At 36.2% G+C, this 26092-nt stretch carries 27 protein-coding genes and 5 tRNA genes; 1 reads left to right on the top strand and 31 read right to left on the bottom strand.

From position 1 onward, the window contains the following. Positions 1–10 precede the first annotated feature (10 nt). From EHV10_RS09065 to EHV10_RS09045, 5 genes are read right to left on the bottom strand one after another with little or no spacing between them, the layout of a single operon-like run. The gene (locus EHV10_RS09065; protein ID WP_128674369.1) at positions 11–727 is read right to left on the bottom strand and encodes an SDR family NAD(P)-dependent oxidoreductase; all 717 of its coding nucleotides are present in this window, start codon (positions 725–727) and stop codon (positions 11–13) included. Further along, the gene (locus EHV10_RS09060) at positions 720–1652 is read right to left on the bottom strand and encodes a beta-ketoacyl synthase N-terminal-like domain-containing protein (RefSeq protein WP_128674368.1); all 933 of its coding nucleotides are present in this window, start codon (positions 1650–1652) and stop codon (positions 720–722) included. The genes EHV10_RS09065 and EHV10_RS09060 overlap by 8 nt, the downstream gene beginning before the upstream one ends. Further along, entirely contained in the window at positions 1630–2832 is a 1203-nt protein-coding gene (locus EHV10_RS09055) for a beta-ketoacyl-[acyl-carrier-protein] synthase family protein (protein ID WP_128674367.1), read from the bottom strand. The genes EHV10_RS09060 and EHV10_RS09055 overlap by 23 nt, the downstream gene beginning before the upstream one ends. Continuing rightward, positions 2819–3055: an acyl carrier protein gene (locus tag EHV10_RS09050; protein WP_128674366.1), complete on the bottom strand. Its 237-nt coding sequence runs from the start codon at positions 3053–3055 to the stop codon at positions 2819–2821. Before EHV10_RS09050 ends, EHV10_RS09055 begins: the two co-directional genes overlap by 14 nt. 14 nt (positions 3056–3069) lie before the next feature. Next, entirely contained in the window at positions 3070–3609 is a 540-nt protein-coding gene (locus EHV10_RS09045; RefSeq protein WP_128674365.1) for a GNAT family N-acetyltransferase, read from the bottom strand. 954 nt (positions 3610–4563) lie between these two features. Between EHV10_RS09045 and EHV10_RS09040 the strand changes: the two genes are divergently transcribed. Next, entirely contained in the window at positions 4564–4932 is a 369-nt protein-coding gene (locus tag EHV10_RS09040; RefSeq protein ID WP_128674364.1) for an EXLDI protein, read from the top strand. A 99-nt stretch (positions 4933–5031) separates the two neighbouring features. Here EHV10_RS09040 and EHV10_RS09035 read toward each other — a convergent pair whose 3' ends face one another. From EHV10_RS09035 to EHV10_RS08915, 26 genes are all read right to left on the bottom strand, one after another. Continuing rightward, the gene (locus tag EHV10_RS09035) at positions 5032–5247 is read right to left on the bottom strand and encodes a hypothetical protein (protein ID WP_128674363.1); all 216 of its coding nucleotides are present in this window, start codon (positions 5245–5247) and stop codon (positions 5032–5034) included. A 26-nt stretch (positions 5248–5273) separates the two neighbouring features. Continuing rightward, the gene (locus EHV10_RS09030; RefSeq protein WP_128674362.1) at positions 5274–6437 is read right to left on the bottom strand and encodes a phosphoglycerate dehydrogenase; all 1164 of its coding nucleotides are present in this window, start codon (positions 6435–6437) and stop codon (positions 5274–5276) included. 9 nt (positions 6438–6446) lie between these two features. Beyond that, positions 6447–7529 carry a 3-phosphoserine/phosphohydroxythreonine transaminase gene (serC, locus tag EHV10_RS09025; RefSeq protein WP_128674361.1) on the bottom strand — a complete coding sequence of 361 codons (1083 nt, stop codon included), beginning with the start codon at positions 7527–7529 and terminating at the stop codon, positions 6447–6449. Between the two features lie 57 nt (positions 7530–7586). Beyond that, a complete protein-coding gene (ilvB, locus tag EHV10_RS09020; protein WP_128674360.1) occupies positions 7587–9275 on the bottom strand; it encodes a biosynthetic-type acetolactate synthase large subunit in 1689 nt (562 codons plus the stop codon). Between the two features lie 8 nt (positions 9276–9283). Continuing rightward, the gene (gene ilvD, locus EHV10_RS09015) at positions 9284–10960 is read right to left on the bottom strand and encodes a dihydroxy-acid dehydratase (protein WP_243116113.1); all 1677 of its coding nucleotides are present in this window, start codon (positions 10958–10960) and stop codon (positions 9284–9286) included. 35 nt (positions 10961–10995) lie between these two features. After that, positions 10996–12081 carry a 3-isopropylmalate dehydrogenase gene (gene leuB, locus EHV10_RS09010; protein ID WP_128674358.1) on the bottom strand — a complete coding sequence of 362 codons (1086 nt, stop codon included), beginning with the start codon at positions 12079–12081 and terminating at the stop codon, positions 10996–10998. A 175-nt stretch (positions 12082–12256) separates the two neighbouring features. Next, positions 12257–12385, bottom strand: a complete 129-nt coding sequence (locus tag EHV10_RS15130) for a hypothetical protein (protein ID WP_009662261.1) — start codon at positions 12383–12385, stop codon at positions 12257–12259. A 73-nt stretch (positions 12386–12458) separates the two neighbouring features. Next, positions 12459–12530: transfer RNA gene (locus EHV10_RS09005), tRNA-Gln, on the bottom strand. A gap of 6 nt (positions 12531–12536) precedes the next feature. Continuing rightward, positions 12537–12610 (bottom strand) — tRNA-His (locus EHV10_RS09000). Between the two features lie 27 nt (positions 12611–12637). Beyond that, a tRNA-Gly gene (locus EHV10_RS08995) sits at positions 12638–12708 on the bottom strand. A gap of 7 nt (positions 12709–12715) precedes the next feature. Beyond that, positions 12716–12789, bottom strand: a tRNA-Arg gene (locus EHV10_RS08990). A 25-nt stretch (positions 12790–12814) separates the two neighbouring features. After that, positions 12815–12889, bottom strand: a tRNA-Pro gene (locus EHV10_RS08985). Positions 12890–13108: 219 nt separating this feature from the next. Then, positions 13109–13864, bottom strand: a complete 756-nt coding sequence (locus tag EHV10_RS08980) for a cell wall hydrolase (protein ID WP_128674357.1) — start codon at positions 13862–13864, stop codon at positions 13109–13111. 171 nt (positions 13865–14035) lie between these two features. Beyond that, positions 14036–15286 carry a M20 metallopeptidase family protein gene (locus EHV10_RS08975; protein WP_128674356.1) on the bottom strand — a complete coding sequence of 417 codons (1251 nt, stop codon included), beginning with the start codon at positions 15284–15286 and terminating at the stop codon, positions 14036–14038. Between the two features lie 126 nt (positions 15287–15412). Then, positions 15413–16183 (bottom strand): class B sortase, encoded by a 771-nt coding sequence (gene srtB, locus EHV10_RS08970; RefSeq protein ID WP_128674355.1) that lies wholly within the window; start codon positions 16181–16183, stop codon positions 15413–15415. A gap of 125 nt (positions 16184–16308) precedes the next feature. Next, the gene (locus EHV10_RS08965) at positions 16309–17442 is read right to left on the bottom strand and encodes a DUF6382 domain-containing protein (RefSeq protein ID WP_128674354.1); all 1134 of its coding nucleotides are present in this window, start codon (positions 17440–17442) and stop codon (positions 16309–16311) included. Next, positions 17399–17788: a hypothetical protein gene (locus EHV10_RS08960; RefSeq protein ID WP_128674353.1), complete on the bottom strand. Its 390-nt coding sequence runs from the start codon at positions 17786–17788 to the stop codon at positions 17399–17401. The genes EHV10_RS08965 and EHV10_RS08960 overlap by 44 nt, the downstream gene beginning before the upstream one ends. Further along, positions 17785–18234 carry a prepilin peptidase gene (locus EHV10_RS08955; RefSeq protein ID WP_128674352.1) on the bottom strand — a complete coding sequence of 150 codons (450 nt, stop codon included), beginning with the start codon at positions 18232–18234 and terminating at the stop codon, positions 17785–17787. The genes EHV10_RS08960 and EHV10_RS08955 overlap by 4 nt, the downstream gene beginning before the upstream one ends. Continuing rightward, positions 18231–19103 carry a hypothetical protein gene (locus EHV10_RS08950; RefSeq protein ID WP_128674351.1) on the bottom strand — a complete coding sequence of 291 codons (873 nt, stop codon included), beginning with the start codon at positions 19101–19103 and terminating at the stop codon, positions 18231–18233. The genes EHV10_RS08955 and EHV10_RS08950 overlap by 4 nt, the downstream gene beginning before the upstream one ends. A 13-nt stretch (positions 19104–19116) precedes the next feature. Continuing rightward, positions 19117–21021 carry a DUF5702 domain-containing protein gene (locus EHV10_RS08945; RefSeq protein WP_128674350.1) on the bottom strand — a complete coding sequence of 635 codons (1905 nt, stop codon included), beginning with the start codon at positions 21019–21021 and terminating at the stop codon, positions 19117–19119. Continuing rightward, on the bottom strand, positions 21018–21194 hold the full coding sequence (locus tag EHV10_RS08940) for a Flp1 family type IVb pilin (protein ID WP_007594732.1): 177 nt from the start codon (positions 21192–21194) through the stop codon (positions 21018–21020). Before EHV10_RS08940 ends, EHV10_RS08945 begins: the two co-directional genes overlap by 4 nt. Before the next feature lie 49 nt (positions 21195–21243). Continuing rightward, the gene (locus EHV10_RS08935) at positions 21244–22473 is read right to left on the bottom strand and encodes a hypothetical protein (protein ID WP_007594733.1); all 1230 of its coding nucleotides are present in this window, start codon (positions 22471–22473) and stop codon (positions 21244–21246) included. Positions 22474–22476: 3 nt separating this feature from the next. Beyond that, on the bottom strand, positions 22477–23049 hold the full coding sequence (locus tag EHV10_RS08930; protein WP_242824852.1) for a type II secretion system F family protein: 573 nt from the start codon (positions 23047–23049) through the stop codon (positions 22477–22479). A gap of 154 nt (positions 23050–23203) precedes the next feature. After that, a complete protein-coding gene (locus tag EHV10_RS08925) occupies positions 23204–24481 on the bottom strand; it encodes a CpaF family protein (RefSeq protein ID WP_408610088.1) in 1278 nt (425 codons plus the stop codon). Next, on the bottom strand, positions 24463–24942 hold the full coding sequence (locus EHV10_RS08920; RefSeq protein ID WP_128674348.1) for a prepilin peptidase: 480 nt from the start codon (positions 24940–24942) through the stop codon (positions 24463–24465). The genes EHV10_RS08925 and EHV10_RS08920 overlap by 19 nt, the downstream gene beginning before the upstream one ends. Beyond that, a complete protein-coding gene (locus tag EHV10_RS08915) occupies positions 24939–25946 on the bottom strand; it encodes an AAA family ATPase (RefSeq protein ID WP_128674347.1) in 1008 nt (335 codons plus the stop codon). The genes EHV10_RS08920 and EHV10_RS08915 overlap by 4 nt, the downstream gene beginning before the upstream one ends. Positions 25947–26092: the final 146 nt, after the last annotated feature.

Here is a 26092-nt window from a genome sequence, read left to right as displayed (position 1 = left end):
GTCAAGTGGATCATAGTGTAACCCCTCCATCTATAATAAAATTCTGACCAGTAATATATCCGGATTTTTCACTAATCAAAAAAGCTGCTAATTCTGCAATATCTTCTACTCTACCAAGCCTATTTAAAGGTATAGTGTCAATAATTTCTTTAATCCCTATAACATTCGATAACATATCGGTATCTATATATCCAGGGCTAATTGAATTAACTCTGATATTATATTGTGCTAACTCAAGAGCCGCAACTCTTGTTAAAGCTTCAACTCCAGCTTTCGAACTTGCATAATTACTCTGACCATTTACAGCTTTTTTTGATGCAACAGAAGAGATATTTAGTATAACACCTTCTCTATTATTTATCATATAATTACTTGCACATTTTATTGCCCAAAATACCCCATTAAGATTTGTGCCAACAACGCTATTCCATGAGTTGACTGTCATAAATTTTATCTTCTTATCATCTACTATTCCAGCAGAATTAATAAGAACATCTAATCTCGCATGTTTTTCATAAATTTCCTTGAAATTATTTTTTACTGATGCATAATCAGTAATATCTAAATTAATATAATTCATTCCGCTATATTTTTTCGAAGATAGTTCGGACTCCGTTCTATTCTTGACACCAATTATATAAACCGTATACCCCTTCTCCTGTAATTTTCTAGCAATACCATAGCCAATCCCTCTTGAGCCACCAGAAACCACTGCAACTTTATTCATTTTTTACCTTTCTCACATTTTTTCTAACTTTCAAATATGAAAACATACCACTTTTATTGTTTTCAGAAATAATTATATTGTCATATTTATTGTCCTGTATGCAATGAAAAAACTGATTTATCGAAGTACAAGATAACATATTTATATCATTTACAAAATAATAATCAGCATTTCTTACAATATCTTCCTTCCAAAAACCATATATTGCATTTTTTTCTTCATCAGGAAAGTCCTCATCTATTACCATAATATGTTGCAAAAATTTATCTTTAGTGACATACTTAGAGTAAATCTCCTCAATCTCATAGTTGAAGTTTTGCTCATCGTCATTATCAAGAGTTAGTAGTAAAGCAAAAGTATCTTCCATATAATAATTACTACTTAATAAATCGCTTTCAACAACAGATTTCGCTATTTCTTCAGTAACCACAACCAAAGCTTTATTAATAGCTTTAGAATGTAAAAATTCTAAAGCTACTTTTAGTGCATCAATACCAGAGTTTTGCCCCGTATTAATGGTTGTATTTATTGATTTACTCCCTAAAACAATAGAAATCCACCCTGATATACTATTTAAAACTGTATTAGGGAACATTAAAGGGCTAACTAATCTCGGTGATGACTCATACGCAGGTGACATGAATTGTAATCCATGTTCGACATATGACAACGACGTTCCTACAAATATTCCTAGATCCTTTTTTTCTTCTTCAGTTAAAATGTTGTTTGTACATGCAATTGAAGATACAATCGCATTTTTAGTGGCTTTTGGTAGTTTCTTGAGTCCTTTACTCGACGTATAGTCTGAAATATTTATGTTTTTTAGCATTTTCACTTTAATGGTTTTACTATAAATATCCAAGGTCTCATCAACATATTCATAGAAATCGCTTAACCTATAACTATTTAGTATTTTCATCCCCATAACTTTCTCCTAAATATTTTTTAAATATCACTGATGCATTTGATCCTGCAAAAGCATATGAATTATTCATTGCGTAAACTATTTCTTTGTCTTGATAAATATTAGGAACACAATTTATATTGCATTCTGGGTCTTTTTTCAAATTGTTAGCAGTAGGTGGAACCTTACCATGAACAATTGACAAGCAGCACACAATAGCCTCTATGGAACTAGCTGCTCCCATCGAGTGTCCTATCATAGATTTAATAGAACTTATCGGTACTTCATTGCCAAAAATATTTTCTAATATTTTCGATTCAATTTTATCATTTGCAATGGTACCTGTTCCGTGTGCACTAATATAATCAATTTGTTCTGGGAGTAAATTAGCATAGTCTAAAGCTTTTTTTATAGCTAACTCTATTCCACTACCCTCTGGATGGGGAACATTGATATGAAAAGCATCACTACTCATCCCATATCCAATAATCTCAGCATAGATTTTTTGATTTTTGGCTTTAGCATGTTTCTCACTCTCTAAAACTAAACATCCCACTCCCTCCGCAACTAACATTCCATCTCTATTCTCATCAAATGGTCTACAATATTCACTAGCAATAGCATTTAATCGTGAAAATCCATAATAGGCAATTGTAGAAAAAGAATCCACACCACAAACAATAATTACATCGGCTAGTCCGTTCCTAATAGATTCAAAACCCGATATTAAGGCGTAATTCCCTCCAGAACATGCATTGCAAAATAAGCATGTTTCTACATCTTCAATTTTCAACGCCTTTAGGGCATCTCCCACCAAATTATTTAGCTGATTTTGTCTTAAAAAAGTACTGGGATTTTCTATTCCAAAAAATGTATTCTTTAAAGTGTAATCAATAGTTGTTTCACCCATAGTTGTCCCTATAAGAATACGGTCGATTTCACTCAAGTTCAAATTAGAATCAGCAATTGCTTCATCAAGACCAGCTATCAACAACTGGCAACTTCTCCCTAATCCAGGATAAGTACTTTTAAAATTTTTTATCTGTCCTCCTTGAGTAGCATTCAAAATCTCTATACCCTCTTTTTCAATTTTATTTGTACCAACTTTTCCATCTAAACAGTTTCTCCAAAATTCAAATACATTCTCGCCAATAGAAGAAACTACACCTAAACCTGTAACTACAACTTTATTTCTTTTCATCTACTTTTTCCTTCACGAAATTAAAAATATCTCCAACGGTAACAAAATCCGCCAAATCTTTTTCTGATATCCGGATATCGAATTCTCTCTCTAATTCAGTTAATATCTCTAAAGACATCATTGAATCGACTTCCAAATCATCCACCAATTCCAACTCCATTCTAATTTCGCTTTCATTTACTTCCGAAATTTCTGCAATAATTCTCATTACTTTGTTTTCCATTCCATAGTCTCCTTTTAAATTATTTTATTATTTACCTCACTTATTTCTAATGACATAGGACATTCATTAGAAATATTTTTATATAGCCTGTACGGCCCTATTTGCCTAAAACCAATCTTCACATAGATATTATATGCTTCCTTTGTAGTGACTAAAAAAAGCCTTTTCAAATTGTATTCTCTAACAACATTTCCAATTTCTTTTAGTAGGCCGTTAAGTATATGTCCTTTTAGTTTTATATTCTTGTTCTCTATAATAATCAATCTCATAATTTCTGCAGTCCCTATCTCTATAAAAAGATCATGCTGTTCTTCAATCGGTAATTTGATTTTATCTTCCAGTTTCAAGACTACAGACAAGAATCCCAACAAAGAAGCGTTTAAGGAATCATAGCAAGCAATATGAATTGCATCATCATCACATTTATCCTTCATAATTCCATTTGGATATAACTCTATTGGTGCATCCTTATCTCTTTCAACAAATATTCTGTACCTTTCTCGAAATATTTTTTCTAATTCTTTCTCATTTGTAACTCTTCTTGTTATTAACACAAATCCACCTCCTAGTTAATTTATAGCACGATTTTATATTATCGTCAATAATATATTTTATAATAATATTTATCTCATTTATATTCTTTCTCCAGCTATGCTTGTACACTAACCAACATATTGAATAAGTACAGTAAGCGCATATGCACTTACGAAAACATTTCACTATCATTTGGAGTTAGTTCTACCCAATCCGTGTTTGAATACGATTTTTTATAGTTTATGAACATAGCAAAATAACAAGGGGATCTGTGATCAAATTCACATAAATACTGCATTTGTGATATAATCATGCAATAAAATGAGGTAAGTATATAAATTATATTTCCAGTAAGATTGAACAACTTTTAACCTTACGGTAAACATTATGTAAGAAATACGAAAAAGAAAAAGGTACTTTGGGAAACAAAATACTCAAAAGAAAAGTTGCCGATTTTAAATCAGATGAGTGTTTTAAATAGATTCAAATGGAGCATCAGAAATTGATTGATGATTACCCTAGACAGATCAAACAACTAAACTTTGTTATTGAAGTCTTTCGTAAAGATATAAAACATGCTGATGATGCTCATTTAGATTCCAAGATTGTATCTGACTTTGAAGAAAAGTACCCAAAATTACAGTAGAACGCCGTTTAATCATTTATACGAGGGAGCAGACTTTTGTAATGACATTTCTAAACTTTGAACGCATCAAAGAATTATGCCGAATCAAGGGGGGTGCTACTTGGAGTACGAAGACCTTTACACCGCTGTCAAGGAATTTTTAATAGCTAATATGAAGCCGTACCGGTACTTTATACTCAATAAGTCTAATTGATTAATATGTAGAAGGCAAATTTATTCGTATACAGTAGAACTTAGTCTTTTATTATTACTTAGATTTATTATATACAAGCTAACTTGCAAATGGTATAATATCTGCAAAACAGTGTTATAAAAGAAAGGCGGTAATATGGAATACAGCGAGATTAAATTAAATATTTCAAATGATAATATTAAAGAATATAAGCTTTTTGAAGGGATAAAGATATATTCAGATACCTTTATATCGGATGATAAAAAAACACTGACCAATAAGAGAATTTATATTACAAAAAAGAGAAATTATGTTTACTATGAGAGAACGGATGTAAATTGGAATTATTGGAATAGTAAAGATAAATATGACTTAAGTTTTGATACAGACAGTATAAAACATAATATTGTATTTGAAGTATCAAAAGACCTGACTTTATTTTCACAGTATCTTAGCGAAGAAATTATTAAAAAGATTATGAAAAAAGAGGAAAATGGAGAGATCGTTGAAAAATTGGATATATAAATGTATTCTAAGCTTCAAATTTTAATATTTTTATTGCACACAAAAGGGATAAGATCTTCACATAAAGAGCTTATCCCCTTTGATGCCTAAAGGCACACATTACTCTATAATTTCTTCTATCTCGCCCAGCAGAATAAAATGAGGCTCCCAGCCGCCGTGACCATCAGTATAGACATCAGGATACTGTTCATAGTAGTCTCTTATTTCCTGTATAAAACTGTTCTTGTCAAACTTTTCCTTGTTGCCTACTGTTATTACCGCCCATTCGCTATCAAAAATATCAAAAGGAGCATACTCCTTTTTTCTAAATTCCATATATAACTCCCTTTTTGGTTAAAATACTACTTTATAACTCTCACCTTTAAAATACCTTCAATAGAATTTAACTCATTTATAAGGCTTTCGCTTGCCTTGTTTTCTATATCTATAAGGGTATATGCCTTTGAGCCCTTTGATTTATTTGTAAGATCAGAAATATTATATCCGTTCTTTGCAAATGCTGAGGTAATCTGACCTATCATATTCGGGATATTTTTATGAAGGAGAGCGACTCTTCCCTCTACCTGACATACTCCCATGTCGCAGCTTGGGAAATTTACGGAATTTTTTATATTGCCGTTCTCAAGATAGTCTACAAGCTCATTTGCAGCCATCACTGCACAATTGTCCTCGCTCTCCTGTGTGGAAGCACCCAGATGAGGTATAACTATCGCCTTTTCCATCTTTGCAGACTTCGTGTTTGGGAAGTCTGTAACATATCTTGCAACCTTACCGCTCTCAAGCGCTTTTTCCATCTCATCATCATCTACAAGCAGGTCTCTTGCAAAGTTTAAAATCACAACTCCGTCCTTCATCTGAGGAATTGAATTTTTTCCGATCATTCCCTTGTTATCATCTGTGAGTGGAATATGCAATGTAATATAATCACACTCTCTGAATATTTCATTTATATCTGTTATATGTTTTATCTTTCTTGAAAGTCTCCATGCGGCATTTACTGAAATAAACGGGTCGTATCCCAAAACTTCAAGCCCCAGTGAAGCTGCGGCATTTGCAACTTCGGCACCTATAGCACCGAGTCCTATTACTCCGAGTTTCTTTCCCTTTATCTCACCACCTGCAAAGTTTTTCTTTCCCTTTTCAACATCCTTTGCAATAGTATTCGAATCTTTGATACTTCTTGTCCACTCGATACCTCCTACTACATCTCTTGCAGCCAAAAGCATACCGCAGATTACAAGTTCCTTTACACCGTTTGCATTTGCTCCCGGTGTGTTAAATACCACTATTCCGGCATCTGCACATCTCTCAAGCGGTATATTGTTTACACCTGCACCTGCTCTGGCTATGGCAAGGAGATTTTCTGAGAAGTCCATATCACCCATTGCGGCAGATCTTACCATAATGGCATCCGCTTCTTCAATATTGTCTGTAAGCTCATAATTTTCGTCAAATATATCCGTTCCGACATTTGCAATAGCATTTAAGCAATGTATTTTTCTCATAGTATCTCCTTATGCATTTTCCTTCTCGAATTTTTTCATAAACTCCACCAGTTTTTCTACGCCTTCCTTCGGCATGGCATTGTAGATGCTGGCTCTCATTCCGCCTACACTTCTGTGGCCTTTTAAGTTTACAAATCCGTTTGCCTCGGCCTCTTTGATAAATTTCGCATCAAGTTCTTTGTCTCCTGTAACAAAAGGTACATTCATAAGTGAACGATCCTCTTTTCTTACAGTTCCTTTAAAGAGCTTTGATGAATCAAGAAAATCATAAAGAATCTTTGCCTTCTCTTCATTTCTTTCCTTCATTGCAGCCAGTCCGCCAAGAGATTTAATCCATTTAAATACCTTACCGCAAATATAAATATTGTATGTCGGAGGTGTATTATAAAGTGACTTGTTGTCCGCATGAATCTTATATCTGAGCATTGAAGGTGTGCCTTCAAGTACATCATCTGTAACAAGGTCATCTCTTATAATTGCAATAACCACTCCTGCAGGTCCTATATTCTTTTGAACTCCTCCCCAAACCAAAGCATACTTACTGATATCCATAGGCTCTGATAAAAAGCATGATGATACATCTGCAACCAAATCCTTGCCTTTGGTGTTCGGCAATGTTTTAAACTTTGTTCCGTAGATTGTATTGTTCTCGCAAATATATACATAATCCGCATCTTCTCTTATAGGTAAATCCGAGCAGTCCGGAATATATGAGTAAGTCTCATCCTCACTTGATGCCACGGCAACCACATCACCATACATCTTTGCTTCCTGGAAGGCTTTTTTTGCCCACTGTCCTGTGATTATGTAATCCGCTTTTTTATTCTTCATAAGGTTCATAGGAACCATTGCAAACTGTGTATGTCCGCCACCCTGTAAGAAAAGCACTTTATAATTATCAGGGATATTTAAAAGGTCTCTTATATCCTTCTCGGCTTCCTCTATTATCTCTTCATATACCTTGGAACGATGGCTCATTTCCATAACGGACATTCTGCTACCGTTGTAATCAAGCATTTCTGCTGCTGCATCTCTTAAAACCTCTTCAGGAAGTACTGCGGGACCCGCACTAAAATTATATACTCTACCCATGATAATCTCCTTATAATACAATATTTTCAATCTGCTTTTCGCAAAATACCGTCTTGTTTACTTAATCGGATTTAATTTCAAATCCTTCTCATCAAATGCATCCGATATAGCCGCTCCAGGCGATACCATCGGAAATACCTTCTCATCGGAATCAATTTCACATTCAATAACAAAAGTTGTATTCGATTTTAATGCCTCTTCAAAAGCGGCATCAAACTCCTCTTTTGTAGTAACTCTTTTGGCCTTGGCTCCCATGGCCTCTGCCAATTTTACAAAGTCTACCTTATCTCTTAACACTGTTTGTGAGTATCTTTTTCCATAGAATAAATTCTGCCACTGTCTAACCATTCCAAGTACATGGTTGTTTATAATAACCTGAATAAGCGGAATATCATATCTTGTGGCTGTAGCTATTTCATTCATATTCATTCTGAAGCATCCGTCACCGGCTATATTTATTACAGTCTTATCAGGCTCTGCCATCTTTGCACCGATAGCCGCACCAAGTCCGTATCCCATAGTTCCAAGTCCGCCTGATGTAAGGAATGTTCTGGGATTCTTAAACTTATAAAACTGTGCCGCCCACATCTGATGCTGTCCTACTTCAGTACTGATTATTGTATCGTCTGCGGTCTTTGCATCTATGGTCTCTATTATGTACTCACCTGTAAGTCCGGTCTTATTTGTTCTTACAGGATACATATCCTTTAGTCTTTCAATATGTGCTACCCATTCATCATGATGCATAGGGTCAAGTCTTGAGTTAAGCTTTCTTAAAATCAATCTTGCATCACCGATAAGACTGTAATGTGCCTTGATATTTTTACTTATTTCAGCCGCATCCACATCTATATGAAGGATTTTTGCATTTTTTGCAAATTTCTTAGCATTACCGATTACTCGGTCTGAGAATCTCGCTCCGATTACAATAAGCAGGTCGCACTCGGTTATTCCGAGATTGCTTGTCTTTGTTCCGTGCATTCCCACCATTCCGGTATATTTCGGGTCTGAGCCGTCAAATGCGCCCTTACCCATAAGTGTGTCGGCTACAGGTGCATCTATCTTTGAAACGAATGTTCTAAGTTCTTCGCTTGCTCCTGAAAGGATTGCTCCGCCACCTACCAAAACATATGGCTTCTTTGAAGCTCTTATAAGTGAAACGGCATTTAATATCTCTTCTTCGCTTACATTTGTAGTCGGCATTACCTTTTCAGGCTTTTGATACTCGTATTCAAAGCTGTCTCCGGTAACATCCTTTGTAATATCTATAAGTACAGGCCCCGGTCTGCCGCTTACAGCTATTTTAAAGGCTCTTCTTATAGTCTCCGCAAGCTTGTTTCCGTCTCTTACAATAAAGCTGTACTTGGTTACAGGCATTACAATGCCTGATATATCCACCTCCTGGAAAGAGTCTTTTCCAAGAAGATTATTGCCTACATTACAGGTGATGGCAACTACCGGTATTGAATCCATATATGCACTTGCAATACCGGTTACCAGATTTGTAGCTCCCGGTCCGCTTGTTGCCAGACAAACACCTACTTTTCCGCTTGCTCTTGCATATCCGTCAGCGGCATGTGAGGCTCCCTGCTCATGACTGGTAAGTATATGTCTTATTCTGTCCTGATTTTTATATAATTCGTCATATAGATTAAGTATTGCGCCGCCCGGATATCCGAATACGGTATCAACACCCTGCTCTAAAAGACATTCAACTATTATTTGTGATCCGCTTAATTTTGCCATCTATCCTCCTATAACTCGTCCACTGTTAAAACCGCACCCCTTGGAGCACCTGAAACAAGCCTTCTGTATCTTGCCAGATAACCTGTTACCTCATTAATTCTTGGCTTCCAGTTTTCTCTTCTCTTTGCAAACTCTTCTTCACTTACTCTGGCATTTATTGTATTTGCATTGATATCAATATCAATAATGTCACCGTCTTGTAAAAGTCCTATAGGTCCGCCTACAGCCGCCTCAGGTGAAGCATGTCCGATTGATGCGCCTCTGGATGCGCCTGAAAATCTACCGTCAGTTATAAGTGCTACGGTAGTATCAAGTCCCATTCCGGCGATTGCAGATGTAGGATTTAACATTTCTCTCATACCCGGACCTCCCTTCGGTCCCTCGTATCTGATAACCACAACATCTCCCGGTACTATCTTTCCGCCTTTGATTGCCGCAATTGCATCTTCCTCACAATCAAATACTCTTGCAGGTCCTGAGTGCTTAAGCATTTCAGGAAGTACAGCACTTCTTTTTACCACACATGAATCAGGTGCTATATTACCTTTAAGTACTGCAATTCCTCCAACCTTTGAATATGGATTCTCGGCAGGTCTTATAACATCTGTATCCAGATTTATGGCATTCTTTATATTTTCGCCGACTGTCTTACCTGTAACCGTCATACAGTCAAGGTTTAAAAGTCCAAGCTTTGATATCTCCTTCATAACCGCATAGATACCGCCGGCCTCATTTAACTCTTCTATATAAGTGTGTCCTGCAGGTGCAAGATGACAAAGGTTCGGTGTCTTTGCACTTATTTCATTTGCAATGTCCACATTCAGCTCAACTCCCGCCTCATAGGCAATTGCCGGAAGGTGAAGCATGGAGTTTGTGGAACATCCGAGTGCCATATCCATTGTAAGTGCATTTATAAATGCTTCTTTTGTCATAATATCTCTTGGACGTATATCTCTCTTTAACATTTCCATTACGGCATATCCTGCTCTTTTTGCAAGACGGATTCTCTCCGAATATACTGCAGGTATTGTACCGTTTCCTCTAAGTCCCATTCCCAGAACTTCTGTAAGACAGTTCATTGAATTTGCCGTATACATACCTGAACATGAACCGCAGGTAGGACAGGTCTTATTCTCATATTCCATTACATCATCTTCACTGATCTTACCTGCCGCATATGCGCCAACCGCTTCAAACATACTTGAAAGTGATGTATTCTTTCCCTTAACTCTTCCTGAAAGCATGGGACCGCCCGATACAAATACTGTCGGTATATTAAGTCTGGCCGCCGCCATCAGCATTCCCGGTACTGTCTTGTCACAGTTCGGGATCATTACAAGCGCATCAAACTGATGTGCCATTGCTACCGTCTCTGTAGAGTCGGCTATCAAATCTCTTGAACAAAGTGAATACTTCATTCCTATATGTCCCATTGCTATACCGTCACATACCGCAATCGCAGGGAATACAACAGGTGTTCCTCCGGCTTCCGCTACGCCGAGCTTTACGGCATCTGATATTTTATCTAAGTTTATATGTCCCGGTACTATCTCATTAAATGAACTTACAATACCTATTATAGGTTTTCTCATTTCCTCAGGTGTCATACCTACAGCATTTAAAAGCGATCTGCTCGGTGCCTGCTGCATACCCGACTTCATATTATTGGAGCGTAAATTTTCCATATTTCCTCTTCCTATCACAATCTGCTTTTGTGAAATCATTTTATATATTCAACTATCTTGTCACCCATTTGAGAGGTGCTAAGCTTATTCATTCCTTCAGTATAAATGTCTACGGTTCTGAATCCGTCCTTTAAAACCTTCTCGACAGCATTTTCAATATCACCGGCTTCCTTATCAAGACCAAGTGAATACCTTAAAAGCATTGCCGCTGAAAGTACGGTTGCTATAGGATTTGCAATATTCTTACCTGCAATATCGGGTGCCGAACCGTGACTCGGTTCATAAAGTCCAAGCTTACTCTCATTTAAGCTTGCGCTTGGAAGCATTCCTATGGAGCCTGTGATCATACTTGCTTCATCCGATAAAATATCACCAAACATATTTTCTGTAAGCACTACATCAAACTGCCCCGGATTCATTACAAACTGCATAGCCGCATTATCTACAAGCATATGTTCTAGAGTAATGTCCTTATAATCCTTTGCAACCTCTTCGACCACATTTCTCCAAAGCCTTGAGCTGTCAAGTACATTTGCCTTGTCCACGCTGATCACTTTCTTTCTTCTTTTTGAAGCGATATCAAAGGCAACCTTAGCCACTCTTCTGATCTCATTTTCATTATAAACAAGAGTATCCACCGCAGTTCTTACACCGTCTGTCTCTTTTGTATATCTCTCACCGAAGTATAGTCCTCCTGTAAGCTCTCTGACTATTACCATGTCAAAACCTGCTTTGCTTATCTCCGTCTTTAAAGGACAGGCATCGGCAAGTTCCTTATATAAAAGTGCCGGTCTTAAGTTTGCAAAAAGTCCAAGCTCTTTTCTTATTTTTAAAAGTCCGGCCTCAGGTCTTAGATTAGGTGCAACATCATACCATTTTGAATTTCCTACATTGCCGCCGACTGCTCCCAAAAGTACCGCATCAGCGCTCTTTGCAATCTCTATTGCTTCATCTGTCAAGGGCACTCCATATTTATCTATGGAACATCCTCCCATATCTATATCTGTATATATAAATTCATGATTATATTTTTGTGAGACAGCCTCCAAAACCTTTTTTGCTTCTCTTACTATCTCAGGTCCTATACCGTCACCGTTTATCAATGTTATATTTGCTTTCATATTCCATCTTTCCTTATTTTAAAAGATTTTCTTACCATAATACTTTAAAATAAAACTTTTTTCAACTTTACTGTTAACTATTCTTTATTTTATGCATATATATTTTCTATACTTGCCATAACATTTAGTTAAGGCAAATCAAAAAGAGCAGAGATTTTTATCTCTGCCCCACTTTTTAAAACTCATCGTCTTCATCTTCTTCCGCTATAACACCGAATACAGCCCCCATCGTACCGGCCGATACCGCAACCGCCACTACTATAACAAGTCCTACAATACCTGCAAAAATCGGCATAATATCCATAAGCACCTCCCAAAGCATAACCGCTTATTCTAAAAATAACACCCCTCAGGTGTTACGTAACAATTCCATATAACTGGGCCAGCTGGATTTGAACCAGCGAATGCAGGAGTCAAAGTCCTGTGCCTTACCGCTTGGCGATGACCCATCAAAGGGTGGGTAATGGGATTCGAACCCACGGCCTCCAGAGCCACAATCTGGCGCGCTAACCAACTGCGCTATACCCACCATAATATATCATATATTATGATAAAAAGCAGGTGATGGGAATCGAACCCACGTATTCAGCTTGGAAGGCTGATGTTCTACCATTGAACCACACCTGCATATCAGTGAGCCTGAAGGGATTCGAACCCCTGACCCTCGGCTTAGAAGGCCGATGCTCTATCCAGCTGAGCTACAGACTCATATATTATGTTTTTAGAAAACAAGTCGGGGTGACAGGATTCGAACCTGCGACCCCCTGGTCCCAAACCAGGTACTCTAGCCAAACTGAGCCACACCCCGATGATTATTTACATGTCTCTCTCAGACACATACAGCATTATATATGAGCGGCATTGCAATGTCAAGCATTTTTTTGATTTTTTCAAAGAAAAAAATGTATCACAGCTAAAGTTCGAACAGCAGTATATAGGCTTAATTTTACAACCCCCGGACAACTCTTTTATTACCGCCGGGGACTGTAAAACTCAAATCCCATAAACATACCTGCTCAACTATAATTTATTTAAAATATTCGTGACCTCCATAAGAAAACAAATATGTCAAAGATGAATCAAACCATCCTACCGCATGGCTCGAAGAATATGCTCTATCCATAAAGTAAAGTGCGCCTCTTGAATAGTCCTCTCCCATCAGTGCATTATTTACACCTTTGATAGTGGCTTCGCTTACTTTAACTTTAAAAAATCTCTTATCCCTTATAGGTGAAAACTGTCCCTTGCTGAATATAACTTCTGTTATAGTGTTTTCAAAATGGCTTGAACGAACCCTGTTTAAAACAACATTGGCTACTATTGTTCTACCATAGACATCATTGTCACCAACTTCAGCTTCAACAATCCTTAGCAGATTATTATAATCCTCTACTGTAAGTGAAGATAATCCAAGTGCTACCCTGCGTTCCTCAAGAAGTCTTTCCATCTTTTCATTTCCGGTCTCCTTTTGCTCTATTCGGGGCAAATTTGCGATTTCTTCATCAACAGTTGTATTATCTAATCCGGCATTATCCAAAATTTCGTCCGTCTCGTCTTGCATATCATCCTCAAAGGTTTCACCTTCTCCGGAATTTATGACATTAGCACTGACAGCATTTTTTCCGCTTCCGGCAAATCCATTGCTTGAAAATGCAACCACACTGATCACTGCACCACCTATTGTGAGCAGAGCCATATGTCTGTACATTTTCTTTGTGAGCCTCATAGGTATTGACATAATCTTCCCACAAATGGACTTTAAAAGCGATGTTATTCTTGGCATAAAGTCTCTCCTTTTTTTAACACAATTGTTAATTTTTTGAATTATATTAATTGAGCGACTAAATGTCAACGATTTATTAAAGAAGTTATCTATTTGTAAGTAATCTTTAATAATAATATAATATCGCTGTTAAAAAAAGTTTAAAAACGCCCTAAATAAGCACATCTTCGTTTAAAATTTATCATTTAACCACCTTAGTGCATACTCGGCATAAAGTGTTGCTCCTATGTCCAAAGCGTTCTCATCTACGTCAAAACCTTCATTATGAAGTTGAATTAAACTGTTTGGAATGCTCTCATTTGAAGTTCCGAGATAAGCATATGCCCCCGGAATTTCCATGATAAATTCAGCAAAATTATCACCGCCTAAAGATATCGGTCTTACCCTTGCCGCCTTTTCTCCGAAAATATCCTTTACGATGCCTCTGACTTCTTCCGAAACTCTCTCATCATTTATAAGTGCGGATGTATAATCTGTCCAGATAACCTTTGCGCTTCCTCCGTAAATCTTTGCAATATTTTCAGCAGTCTCTTGCACCTTAGCCTTTACTTCCTGTCTGGTCTTTTCCGATGTTGTTCTTGTTGTACCCTCTATAACACCGCTTCCCGACACTATATTGTAAGATGTTCCCGAGTTTAATATTCCCACACCTATAACCACAGGGTCTATAGGTGATGTAGTCCTTGTAACCAATGCCTGTAATGCCACAACAGTCTGTGCGGCAATATAAAGTGCATCTATACCCATCTGAGGAGTTGATACATGAGTAGCCTTTCCCTCTATCTCTATCCTGAAATGATCTACAGACGCATTGTTTATGCCTGTAGTGACACCAATCTCTCCACATCTTAAATCAGGAGCTACATGGAGTCCGAAGATTCTTTCAACTCCCTTTACTTCACCGTTTGCGATCATAGCCTGTGCACCTGCACCTACTTCTTCACCGGGCTGGAAAATAAGTTTTACCGTTCCTGCAAACTTTTCTCTGTTATTGGCAAGTATTATAGCCGCACCAAGTAAAGACGCATTATGAACATCATGTCCGCATGCATGCATAACACCTTCTGTTTTTGAGCAATAAGCTCTGTCATCTCTTTCAAGTATAGGAAGGGCATCTATATCGGCTCTGAGTGCCACAACTCTGTCCTTACCCTCTCTGGTACTACCCTGATGTCCTATATTGCTCTCAGATTCATCTGCTCCCTTATTCTTTGCAGGCTCCGACTTTCCTGTTCCTTTAATAAGTCCTATAACTCCCGTTTTTGCACTTCTGTAATGCTCTATACCCAGCTTATCAAGCTCTTCTTCTATTCTTGTAGCTGTTCGATACTCCTTCATACTGAGTTCCGGATGTAAATGGAAATCTCTTCTAAGCTCCACCAAAGTTTCATGTATCTTTTTTACTTCATTTAATATATCCATAAAGTCCTCTTTTCATTCTATCCCTTTATCCCTACTTTATTAGTAGGATTTTAATTTATACTACCACCTTTTAAAAAAAGGGTCAAGAACAGTTTATGCTCTTAACCCTTTATATTGATTTTTAAGCTATTCAATTTTTGTAAGCTTACCGCTTAGTACAAATCTTGCATCATCAAACTCATAACTACAGGTTGACAGGGTAAAGACCTTATCATCATATTCCGGATTCACATCCGACTTAAATGCAGATACTTCTTTTAATGACTTTATCCAGTTATCAAATTCCGTACCGTCACTAAAATCAAGCTGCCATGCGTTCTCTTCCACATTTGCCACATGTCCGGCAAAGAAATCAATTCTGTATACCGCATCTTCGGTTATCAAATATCCGTTCTTATGTTCATCAAAGAAATCCTGCTTTTTATAGCCCTTAAGTGCCGCAAACATACTTCCGTTTTTCATATGATGTCCGTATATTATGCTGTGCAGATCACTCAAATCACTTGGGTTTCTGGTATCTAAGAATATAGCACCTGCCGGATTCTCCGTTCTGTCCACCATATGGTCCAGATAATATTCATTATCTGTTGTATGCACTATCGGATAATTTATTTCTGTATCAGGCACATAAATCCAACCTATAACATCACTGTTTACAGCCTTTAATCCTGCAAAATCAACCTTCGGATAAGGCTTTTCTTCTTCAGTTTCCTCCTGAGTCTCTTCAGTATTATCACTTGACTGTGCTGTTGTCTGCTCTATGGTATACTTATCTATTTCTTTATAGGTATCCACACCTTTTTTGTATTCACTTTGTATCTTAATAATATTATATCCTGCATATACCGCTATTAATAAAAATATACAGCATAGCACTATTCGTATCTTGTCCTTCACTTTCTTCTCCTAATCATCACTATACAGCCTTTTACAATATTATTCCCTTTACAAATAAAAAGCCATAAAAACTTTCTTAATGATTTTATAAAGTATAACATAGATACGAAAACTATCAAGAATAATTATATCTCCAATATATAACTTATTCCGCAGATATTTACGGAATCACCATTATGCAGCCTTATATTTTCCTCATTTTCAAGCTTTCTTCCGTTGACATATGTTCCGTTTCTTGAGTTTAGATCTCTTGCATAAATTTCATTATCTTTTTCAAAGAATTTCAAATGCATTCTGCTCACTCCGTCCGTATCAAGAACATAATCACATACTCTTTCCTGTTTACCTATAATAAACGGTAAATATGAAAGCTCTATGTCTTCCTTCCCGTTTACAGTTCTTAAAAATCTTCCCGAACTTTTTATCTTTATATCCGTGAGCAGTACGGTACTTCCTATTTCTTCATCAGGTACTGTAAATGAAGCCTTATCCTCATTTATATATGCGGCATTCACATTTGACTCATAACCCTCAAATACCTTTTCAAGAAATTCCGATTCCTCATCCTGAGACTTTACTTTTTGATTCTTAAAAATGCCTCCGAAAATATTGAATTTAGTTTTATTACGCTCTTTTTCCTCGACATTCTCAGGAATTATTTCTTCAAAGGTAACCTGCTCCTTATCCGCTTTCTTTATATTAGAGTCCAAAATTCCTTCCAAATCATTTATAGTGAAATCTCTTTTTTGACATTCCTTTAGCATCCCGTATACCGTTATCAAACAGTCTTTATCTTCCTTATTGATATTATTTAAAATATTTTCCAATAATAATTTCATCTCTTCTTTATTATCTTCGTTTCTTGGAATATATAAAAATAAGAATCTTTTAAGGTCCAAATCGGAAAAAATATATTCGGGATCCAGTACTATTGATGATGCTTCAAGTAAAAATTCTTCCAATGATTTTGTGGCTGTTATTATTTCAATAATAAATGATTTTATTTCTTCTGCATTCAATGTTTTTACTTCAAAAATTCTTGATACCGGCTGTAGTGAGCTTATATCATAACAAATCTCTATTTTAGAGTTCAGCCTTTTTATAAAAGGCTTCAAGAAATTTTTGATATTATTATGCTCTATCATACCCAGTTCAAAGGCATATTTACTTTTTAACTCAAGCAAAAAACTTTCCCCCGGCTCAAATATAAGCTGGTTACTCTTCAGATTCCTCTGATAACTGACCTTTAAGTCTTTCATATATCCCCTCCAATGCTGTAGTCGCTCTTATATAGCCCTCGGGATCATAGACAGCCACTCTGATACTCTGATTTCCCTGCTCCCCTTCCACGGAAAATTTATGTTTCTTTATTTTTACAGCTTTATTGCCCTTTAACTCAACTAAAGACTTTAACCTTTCCGTATCATATCCCATATCTTTTTCATCATGTGCCAATCTCTCAAGCAGTAGATGCATCTCAATACTGTCAACCGTTTCAGTATGTTTATCTATGCTGTATCCTATTATAAAAGCAATACCCATAAATATAAAAAATATAATATAAGTTATCTCCACTGTAAAACTTGCTCTCAAACTCTTCTTCATACACATAACCATATAATGCAATTTGCCATAGTTATAAAAGGAAGCATTGCCACTCTGACTCCTTTTATTCTACGTTTTTTTACCATGTAATATAGGCTCATAAAAAGAGCATATATTGAAACTATAAAAACCGATACAAAAAACAAAAGTATATTTCCTTTTAAACCGAGAATCGCTCCGCAACCTATAAATACGAGTGCATCCCCCTCTCCCAAGATATTAAACTTTGAAAGCGGCAATAATAAAAAACCGCTTAGTATTCCAAATACTGTATTCTTAATATCTATGCTGTTACCGATAATAAGCTTATATATCTGAATATCTATAATCATTATATAAAATAAAACCACACCAAAAGTGTATATCTCTTTTTTTCTGATATCCTGAAATGTAAAAATCAGCAAAAATATTATTAAAATCATCTTTTCCACAAGTTCAATACTCAATGTCTACCTCCACAGTAAGAACATACTCCCAAATGCTCCACATCCGAGAGCTTAACTCTTTGTACATAAGCTATGATTGCACTGCAATTCGGATCACTGTGATATCTTGTGCCTGAAGGCATTATATAAACCGTTGTTCCTGCTCTGTTTCCACATCTTTCACATGGTTGATACCTCGCTCCGTTATCATTTCTTATACCTGCTATTTCAGACAAAGATACCGAGCGCAAATCATTATAAAGATAGTGGCATCTTGGATCTAAATGATACCTGGTCGAGTTCCTGCCTATATAAACATATTCTTCATCATCCGAATTTCCGGAGCCTTTCCCGCCGTCCGCTCCTATCCACGCTCTTCTTGAAGCTACCACAGTCTGATTGATCGAATTTTTAAATATCCCTATAGGAAGTGAATATTTATAATCTATCCTTATACATATGGTCTCACCGTCAGACATACAGGTTGATAAAAGTCCGTGAATATTAGCTATATTCTTATCTTTCACCTCGGCATTTATTTTTGCAACCACAAAGCTTCCTATTGCTCCACCTGCAAATACTCCCTTTACATTTTCCATAGCCTCATGATCGTAATTTTCATTTTCTTCTTCTCTCGTATTACCTGTAAATCTGTAATATGTATATGCATACTGGCAGGAATCCTTACATACGGCTTCTGCGATTCCTCTGATTTTTCTATTGGTATTCATCATATCAAAAGGCATTATAAGTACCGCCATAGCTATAATAAACAGGCTAAAGCACATGGCCGCCTCTACACTGAGAGAGGCTTTGTGCGTCCTCTTATACCTGCATGCTTGGAGAGCTTTCATTTTTTTATTTTTAAAATTTTCATTATAAGAGGACATACAAAACCTCCCTTCAATATATTTTCTCCACTTTAACCTGCATCTCATAGCTTGAAGTAAGACCTGCAAACTCTTTTGAAAAATATGATATTTCGCTGAATACTCTTCTTGCTCCACAGCTTATATTTGCATCAATACCGTATATCATATCCTGCATTAAAAAGTCGTTTTGGCTCACACCTATATCAAGCTGCATTATATCCATCATTCTGAAATTTCTTTTTACGGGATCTTCTATATATAAAAGCATTTTCAAATATCCCTCATAGTTGATACCACGTTCAGAATCATTATTACCCAAAGCCCTGTTTTCCAAAACTTCAAATATCGTGTCAAGATCCGCCTTCCAATCATCTTTCGTCTTTATTATAGGCACCTTGCCCCCTGATAAAAGACATTTGATATCTATAGCCGATTCCACCAAAGCCCATACCCCTATTATCAAAAACTTGATAAGAACTGTTATTTCGGGCAGACATATCACACCGCTGATTACCTCGGCAAGCTCTTCGGCTCTTTGCATCTTATCGGCATCGGATATGATATGCATATAGTTTAATCCCTCTCGTATTGCAAGAAGAGACGCCACCGTGTTTTCAAGATTCTCCCTGTCCGAGTCTTTTCCGTTTAATATATATTCAAGCTCATATGACAGAGGAGTACTTATGTCATCTGTAAAGTCGGCAAAGTATGTTCCGATATACTCATTTATAAGAAGCCTTTCTGCAAGATTTCTGCCTGTATATCCTCCTGTGACGGTATTTGAAGGAAGAGCGAGTCTGTTTATACTTTTATTTGAAACCTCTCTGTTTTCAGGAATCACAAGAGAGAATATACCGTCGGAAATAAGATCCTTTAACTGCTTTAGCTTATCTTCCTTAACTTCATCAGATATTCCATGTCTAAAGTTCATTCTCATTTCTGTAAGTGAATTTATATCATCACTCACATTATCCCATCCCTCGCTTATTTCACTACTGTGGTCATCTTCTTCATCATCCGATGCTTCAGATATTCTTTCCTGAAGGATTTCAATATCGGCTTCCAGATGCTCAATTTCTCTTATCATACTTTCAGAAAGTCCGCCAAGTGCTACCACCTCAAGTCTTCTTTCTCCGTCCTTATCTGCGTAGTCTTTAAACTTTTCCGTTTCTCCCTCAATATACGCCTTATTGTTTTCTGAGAGTTTCGAAATACTTTCGGCATTTTTATCTTTTATTTCTCCGATTTTCCTTGATAATTTATCGGCTTTTTTTTCATACTTTTTTATAAGATCAGGAACTTTTTTTAATACCTTTTTCAGATTCTTACAAAGCTTTTTTATCTCCGTGAGATTTCTTGCACCAAGTGAGGATCTCATTTCAGATCTTATTTTCTCCTGTTCTGAAATATTTTCAGAAAGTCTTTTTAAAACCTTCTCAACTTCAATTGCTTCTCTTGAACTGAGGCCATAGTCGGAAGTAACCTTTTCCATACTCTTAGCATCTTCTATATCTTTCCAAAGCTTATCGGGAGAACTGTCAAATATTGATTCAAAAGTTCCAAGGCCCATATAATCAATAATCTCCTGCTCAAGATACATGCCGCCATTGTCATTTAAATATATTTTCTTATTTAAATTCACATGCGGATTTTGAATCCTGTACATTCCGCTGTTTTTTATATAAGGGTCCATATACAAAAGCATCATATCTTTTATATTCTCATCACTGTAACTTTCCAGACCGAATATTCTGTAATTCTCCCAAAGCTTTCTATGATATCTGCTAAAAAGTGAATCAATTGCAGAGTCTCCTGCCACCTGTAAATAAAATCTTGCTCCCGATGTCCTTGCAGACTCCAAAAGTCCACATATTAAAGCACTGATACAGACAAATATCAGACATATAAAGACGGTAACGGAACCGCTTTTTCTCAATTATATACCTCTTTTGATTTCTTATTGATTTCCTTAAAGATATTGTTCATAAGCTTACTGATATTTCCTTTAAATATAAGTACCAGACCTATCAAAACCACTAAAACCAAAACAATCTCCACTACTCCGACACCGTCCTCATTTTCCATAAAATCTTTCCAAAACTCCAACATATTTACTACCCCTTTCTAATTTTCTAAAATCCACATTGCTTTTATAAAATCAATAAAATATCAACAATGCAGGTACAATTATTATCATCATCACTATAAGTAACATCATAAAAAGCGGTAAAAGCAGCTTTGTATTTAACTCCTCGCCTTCTCTTCTTGCCAAATTTATCCTCTCATCCCATGCACTTTGTGACTCCATGCTTAGGAGACTGTGCAGATTTGCAAGTCCGTTCCTTCTGTTTTGTTCTAAAAGTGATGCCAATTTCATATATTGCCTAAGGGCACAGCTCCTGCCGAAATCCTTATATACAGTATTCTCATATATTCCGGTTTTAAGTTTTGCCAGAGCCTTTACCATTTCCTCATAGGCATATCTTCTTTCATTGTTCTCTTTACATTCATTCTCATAATCTATAACTATACTCTCCCATGACTGTCTGACAGAAAGTCCGGCACCTATAAATACTATCAGTTTTGAAACTATATCCGGATAATCCTTCATAAGCTCCCTTTTTCTCTTTTCTGTGCTCCGCCTTTCTTTTTCCTTTTCCTGTAAATATAAAAGTATCGCTATAACTGTTCCCATAATCGGAATAATATTAAAGTTAAACGCTTCACCATAGTGGTATATAAGACTTTTACCGTCATACGTATCCGGCAGAGTATAACCGTCTTTTTGGATTGATTCCTTATCGACAATTGCTATCTTATCAATCAGCCCCTTTAAAAGCCTTTCATCATTTGATAATATTTTCGGACATACTGTTATTGGAATAATATAGCTTTCCTCATAAGTTTCATAACTTAAGTCTACCTCTATATCAAGATTTATGTTTTCTTTGAGATTTTCATTATGTACATTTCCCAAAATGTCTATAAGTTCACTCTCGCCGAAATCCCACTTTACACTAAGGCCTAAATCGCTTATTTCATTTGTCAAATTCAAATCTGTGGTGATATTTTGCAGTGAAGAATTCTCACCCGGAAGTGTTAAAAGTATCTCTTCCAGACCTTTTTTTATAGCCTCCTTTGCCTCATCTTTTGAATAAGTTCTCTTTGTTATAGGTATCTCTATTCTTTGCGGCTTATCAAGTAAACCTTCAACCTCTATTTCAATCTCGGTATCATATTCATCCACACCCGGTCTGTTTATATAATTATCTTCTACCGTATTTACCTTTAAAAAAGAATTGCAGATACCAAAAATCACAAAGCTTGCGATTATAATCAGCCAACACTTTAAATTTTTTAAAAAGATTATCCTCAAATACTTTTTCATAGGCTATACCTCTATATTTAAAAGTCTCTTTGAGATATAAATTGCAAACAGATAGACTATAAGTCCTATACTCATGCAGGCTCTTCCTATAAAGGTTGTATACATAATATTGAAAAACCCCGGTGAGCTTATATCAATATATAAAACTATAAAAAGCGGGAATATATTCATAACGTTTTGTTCAAACCTCTTTGAAGTTGTCATGGTTATTATCTCTTCTTTTATTCTCACCTTATCACCTATAACACCGACCGTATGTGCGATAATACTTTCAAGTTCACCTCCGCTTCTTTTGGCAATCCTTAAAACCTTTGCAAAGCTTCTTATATCTTCGCTGTGGCTCCTGTAAGCCAAATCGTCAAACGCCCTTTCAACACTGATATTCATGTAAATAAGCTGATTTATATATTCAAATTCTTTTATTATCAGATTATCTTTAGCATATAAAAGTCTTAGCTCCACCAAAGCTTCCTTTACAGAGTTTTCCAGTGAATATCCTGCATTTAAAAGTGATGAAAGTATCATTATCGCTTCCTTAAACTCCACAACAAGTCTGCGCTTTTTTGCTGCGATCAATTCTTTTCTTTTTAAAATGGGGTATAAAAAACAGAATGGAAATAAACAAGAAAATATGATTATGCTTTTATAGAATATATAAGAACCTATGGCCACTGCCAATACGGCTAAAAGGCTGTATTTTAGCCACTCTAAAACACTGAATCTGTAGCTGTTATAATCTATAGCCTGCTGCGAACAATTTTTGTTTGTTTTTAAGTTCTCCGACTTTTTTATGTATCTTTTCTTCCATATCGAACTCATAGAGCTTATTAAGCCCAATCTCCCCATTTTCATAGGGCAAAACCTCCAAAATCTCAAGCATTCTTCTTTCTCCCTCTCTGAGTCTGCCAAGATGTATCAAAATATCCAATGCACTTGCTATCTGCGATCTGATAGCCGCCAGCGGCAGATCCGCACCGCTTAGCACCATGGTTTCAAGTCTTGAGAGCATATCCTTTGCACTGTTACCATGTCCGGTACTGAGTGAACCGTCATGTCCGGTATTCATAGCCTGCAGCATATCAAGCGCCTCTCTTCCTCTGACTTCTCCGACTATTATCCTGTCGGGATTCATTCTAAGCGATGCCCTTATAAGATCTCCTATACCGATACTTCCGTCACCGCTTAAAGTCGCATTCTTTGTCTCAAGCCTTACTATATTTTTTATATGCATCAGCTGTAATTCTGCCGAATCCTCTATTGTAATAACTCTTTCCCCCTTAGGTATATAGCTTGAGAGTGCATTTAAAAATGTGGTTTTTCCCGAGTTTGTGCCACCTGAAATAAAAATATTATATCCTGAGCAAACCAGCATCTCCAAGAAATTTGCACATTCTTCGGATATTGTTCCATTTGATATCATTCTCTCCATACTGATAACTTCCGGAAACTTTCTGATTGTAATAATCGGACCGTCAAGAGATATTGGAGGCAATACAATATGTACTCTTGAACCGTCTGAGAGTCTGGCATCCGCAATAGGTGAAGACACATTTACAACTCTGTTCACCTTACTTACAATCTGCTGAATCATATCTTCCAAAACTTCATTACTCACAAAGCTCTTATCCCATTTCATGACTTTTCCACATTTTTCCACAAATATATCATCTTTTCCGTTTACCATTATCTCTGTAATGTCTTTGGAATCCAATAACTCCTGCAGTATATCCAGCCTTCTGAACGAATCAAAAAGAGAATTTCTTATATTAATTTTTTCTTCAAGAGGAATATAAAAAGAATGTTCCTTATGTACTATTTCACGATCTATTATTTCATATAATTCTTCATCTTCTATATTTCTAAGGTCTGAGAGCTCATCTCTTATTTCTCTCTTCAGTTGCTCATAGATACTTTCACCCTGATTTGCGCTCTCATCTTCACGTTTAACCACCTGTATTCTAAAAATCTCATCATCTGTTATTTTTTTGTTTAACAAAAGCACCTCCATAATATAAAGCCTGCCAAAAAATATGGAGAAACAGGTATCAAATGCTTGTCACTTTTTCTGTATTCATAATATTTTTCAATTCTTCCGGTAGCAAGCACTCTCATACAATAGTTTACAAGCATCGTAATTCTTATTGTTAACTGATTACTGAAAATCATATAAAGTAATGCACCGGTTCCTGCCAGCACCAATGCTATAACAGTCACATTTACCCCGTCATATGTACCTAAAAATCCTATAACCAAAGAAAACAGCTTTATATCTCCGGCTCCAAAAAATCTGAGCCTGTAAAGAATTGAAAATAATATAATTGAAACAAAAAATCTGAATACAAACTCCAAATGTAATATACATACTCCGGTAAGAAAATATCCTAAAACAATAATATTCGGAACCTTCTTCCAAAGTATATCCGTCATTGCCGCAGCAAATAACATACTGCCCACTATATAATAAATCATAGGCCCTCAGCTGTCTTTGAAACCTGTAAAAAATATTCACGCCGCTTTAATCTTGTAAAATTAAATATATCTGCCAAAATATCCTCCTTCGGCAATCTAATCTCATATATTTTGTGAATGATCTCAGCATATCCGTTTCGCCCCAGAAGTGATTTAAACTCACTTATCTTTGTCATCTCCACACTGTTATTCTCTCCAATCACCGGGCAGAATATCTTTTCACACATATCCAAAATCTGCATGGATCTGCGGCCTATGCTTCCAAAGTCGATTACAATAATTTCAAAATGATTTGCCGAAAGAATATCATTCATAAATTTTGTAAGTTCATTATCGGATAAATAAAACAAATCTTCATTGTACCTTGCAGGTAAAACAATATTCAGATCCTCAACTCTGCTGATACATTCTCCCAGTTTTGCAAAATTTAAATCTCCGGTTTTATAACCATAAAAGACATCAGACAGGTCTCTGCTGTTTTCTTTTCTCAAAACAGAGAACAACGAATCATATTCATCAAAGGAAATAAGCAAAGAACTGTTTTCCTGTGAACGGAAGTAAGAATGAAATGCCACTGAAAGACTTGTTCTGCCACATCTGTTTATCGGAGAATAAACACCGTAGACTTTTGTATTTTTATTACCTGCCGTAAGTCCGAAAGAATTATTACCCGAAAAAAATCCCAGCAGTTCATCAACTATTATATGTACACCGCAAAATTTGAATATTGAACAGAAAAGTTCTGAAGAACCGGTATATTTAGACTCTACCATCGCATCATCTGACAGGAGAACGACCGGAAGTCCTGTATCTATACATTCATCCACATTGTCAATATCTGTGATAAATGCCACTGTCTCCATAGAAGAGCTTTCATTACTGTACATTTGGAATGAAGTATAAGCGACCGCTTTGAAAGGAATCCTATCCTCCTTGGAAAGAAAATCAGATAATTTTAAGGCAAAGCGTATATCCGTATCAATCACCGCTATAATATGCCTCATAAAACTCCTATAGAATTATTTAAAGAAAGGTCCCCAAAACACCTGTTAGAAAGGTGTTCTTATCTTTAGACTTTTATAATAACAAAAAAGAGCATAAAAGTCAATGCTCTTTTTGATATTTCATATACAATTTATATATATAATAA

Source organism: Lachnoanaerobaculum gingivalis, assembly GCF_003862475.1.
Taxonomy (GTDB): Bacteria; Bacillota; Clostridia; order Lachnospirales; family Lachnospiraceae; genus Lachnoanaerobaculum; species Lachnoanaerobaculum gingivalis.
This window is presented reverse-complemented; position numbering and strand designations above follow the sequence as displayed.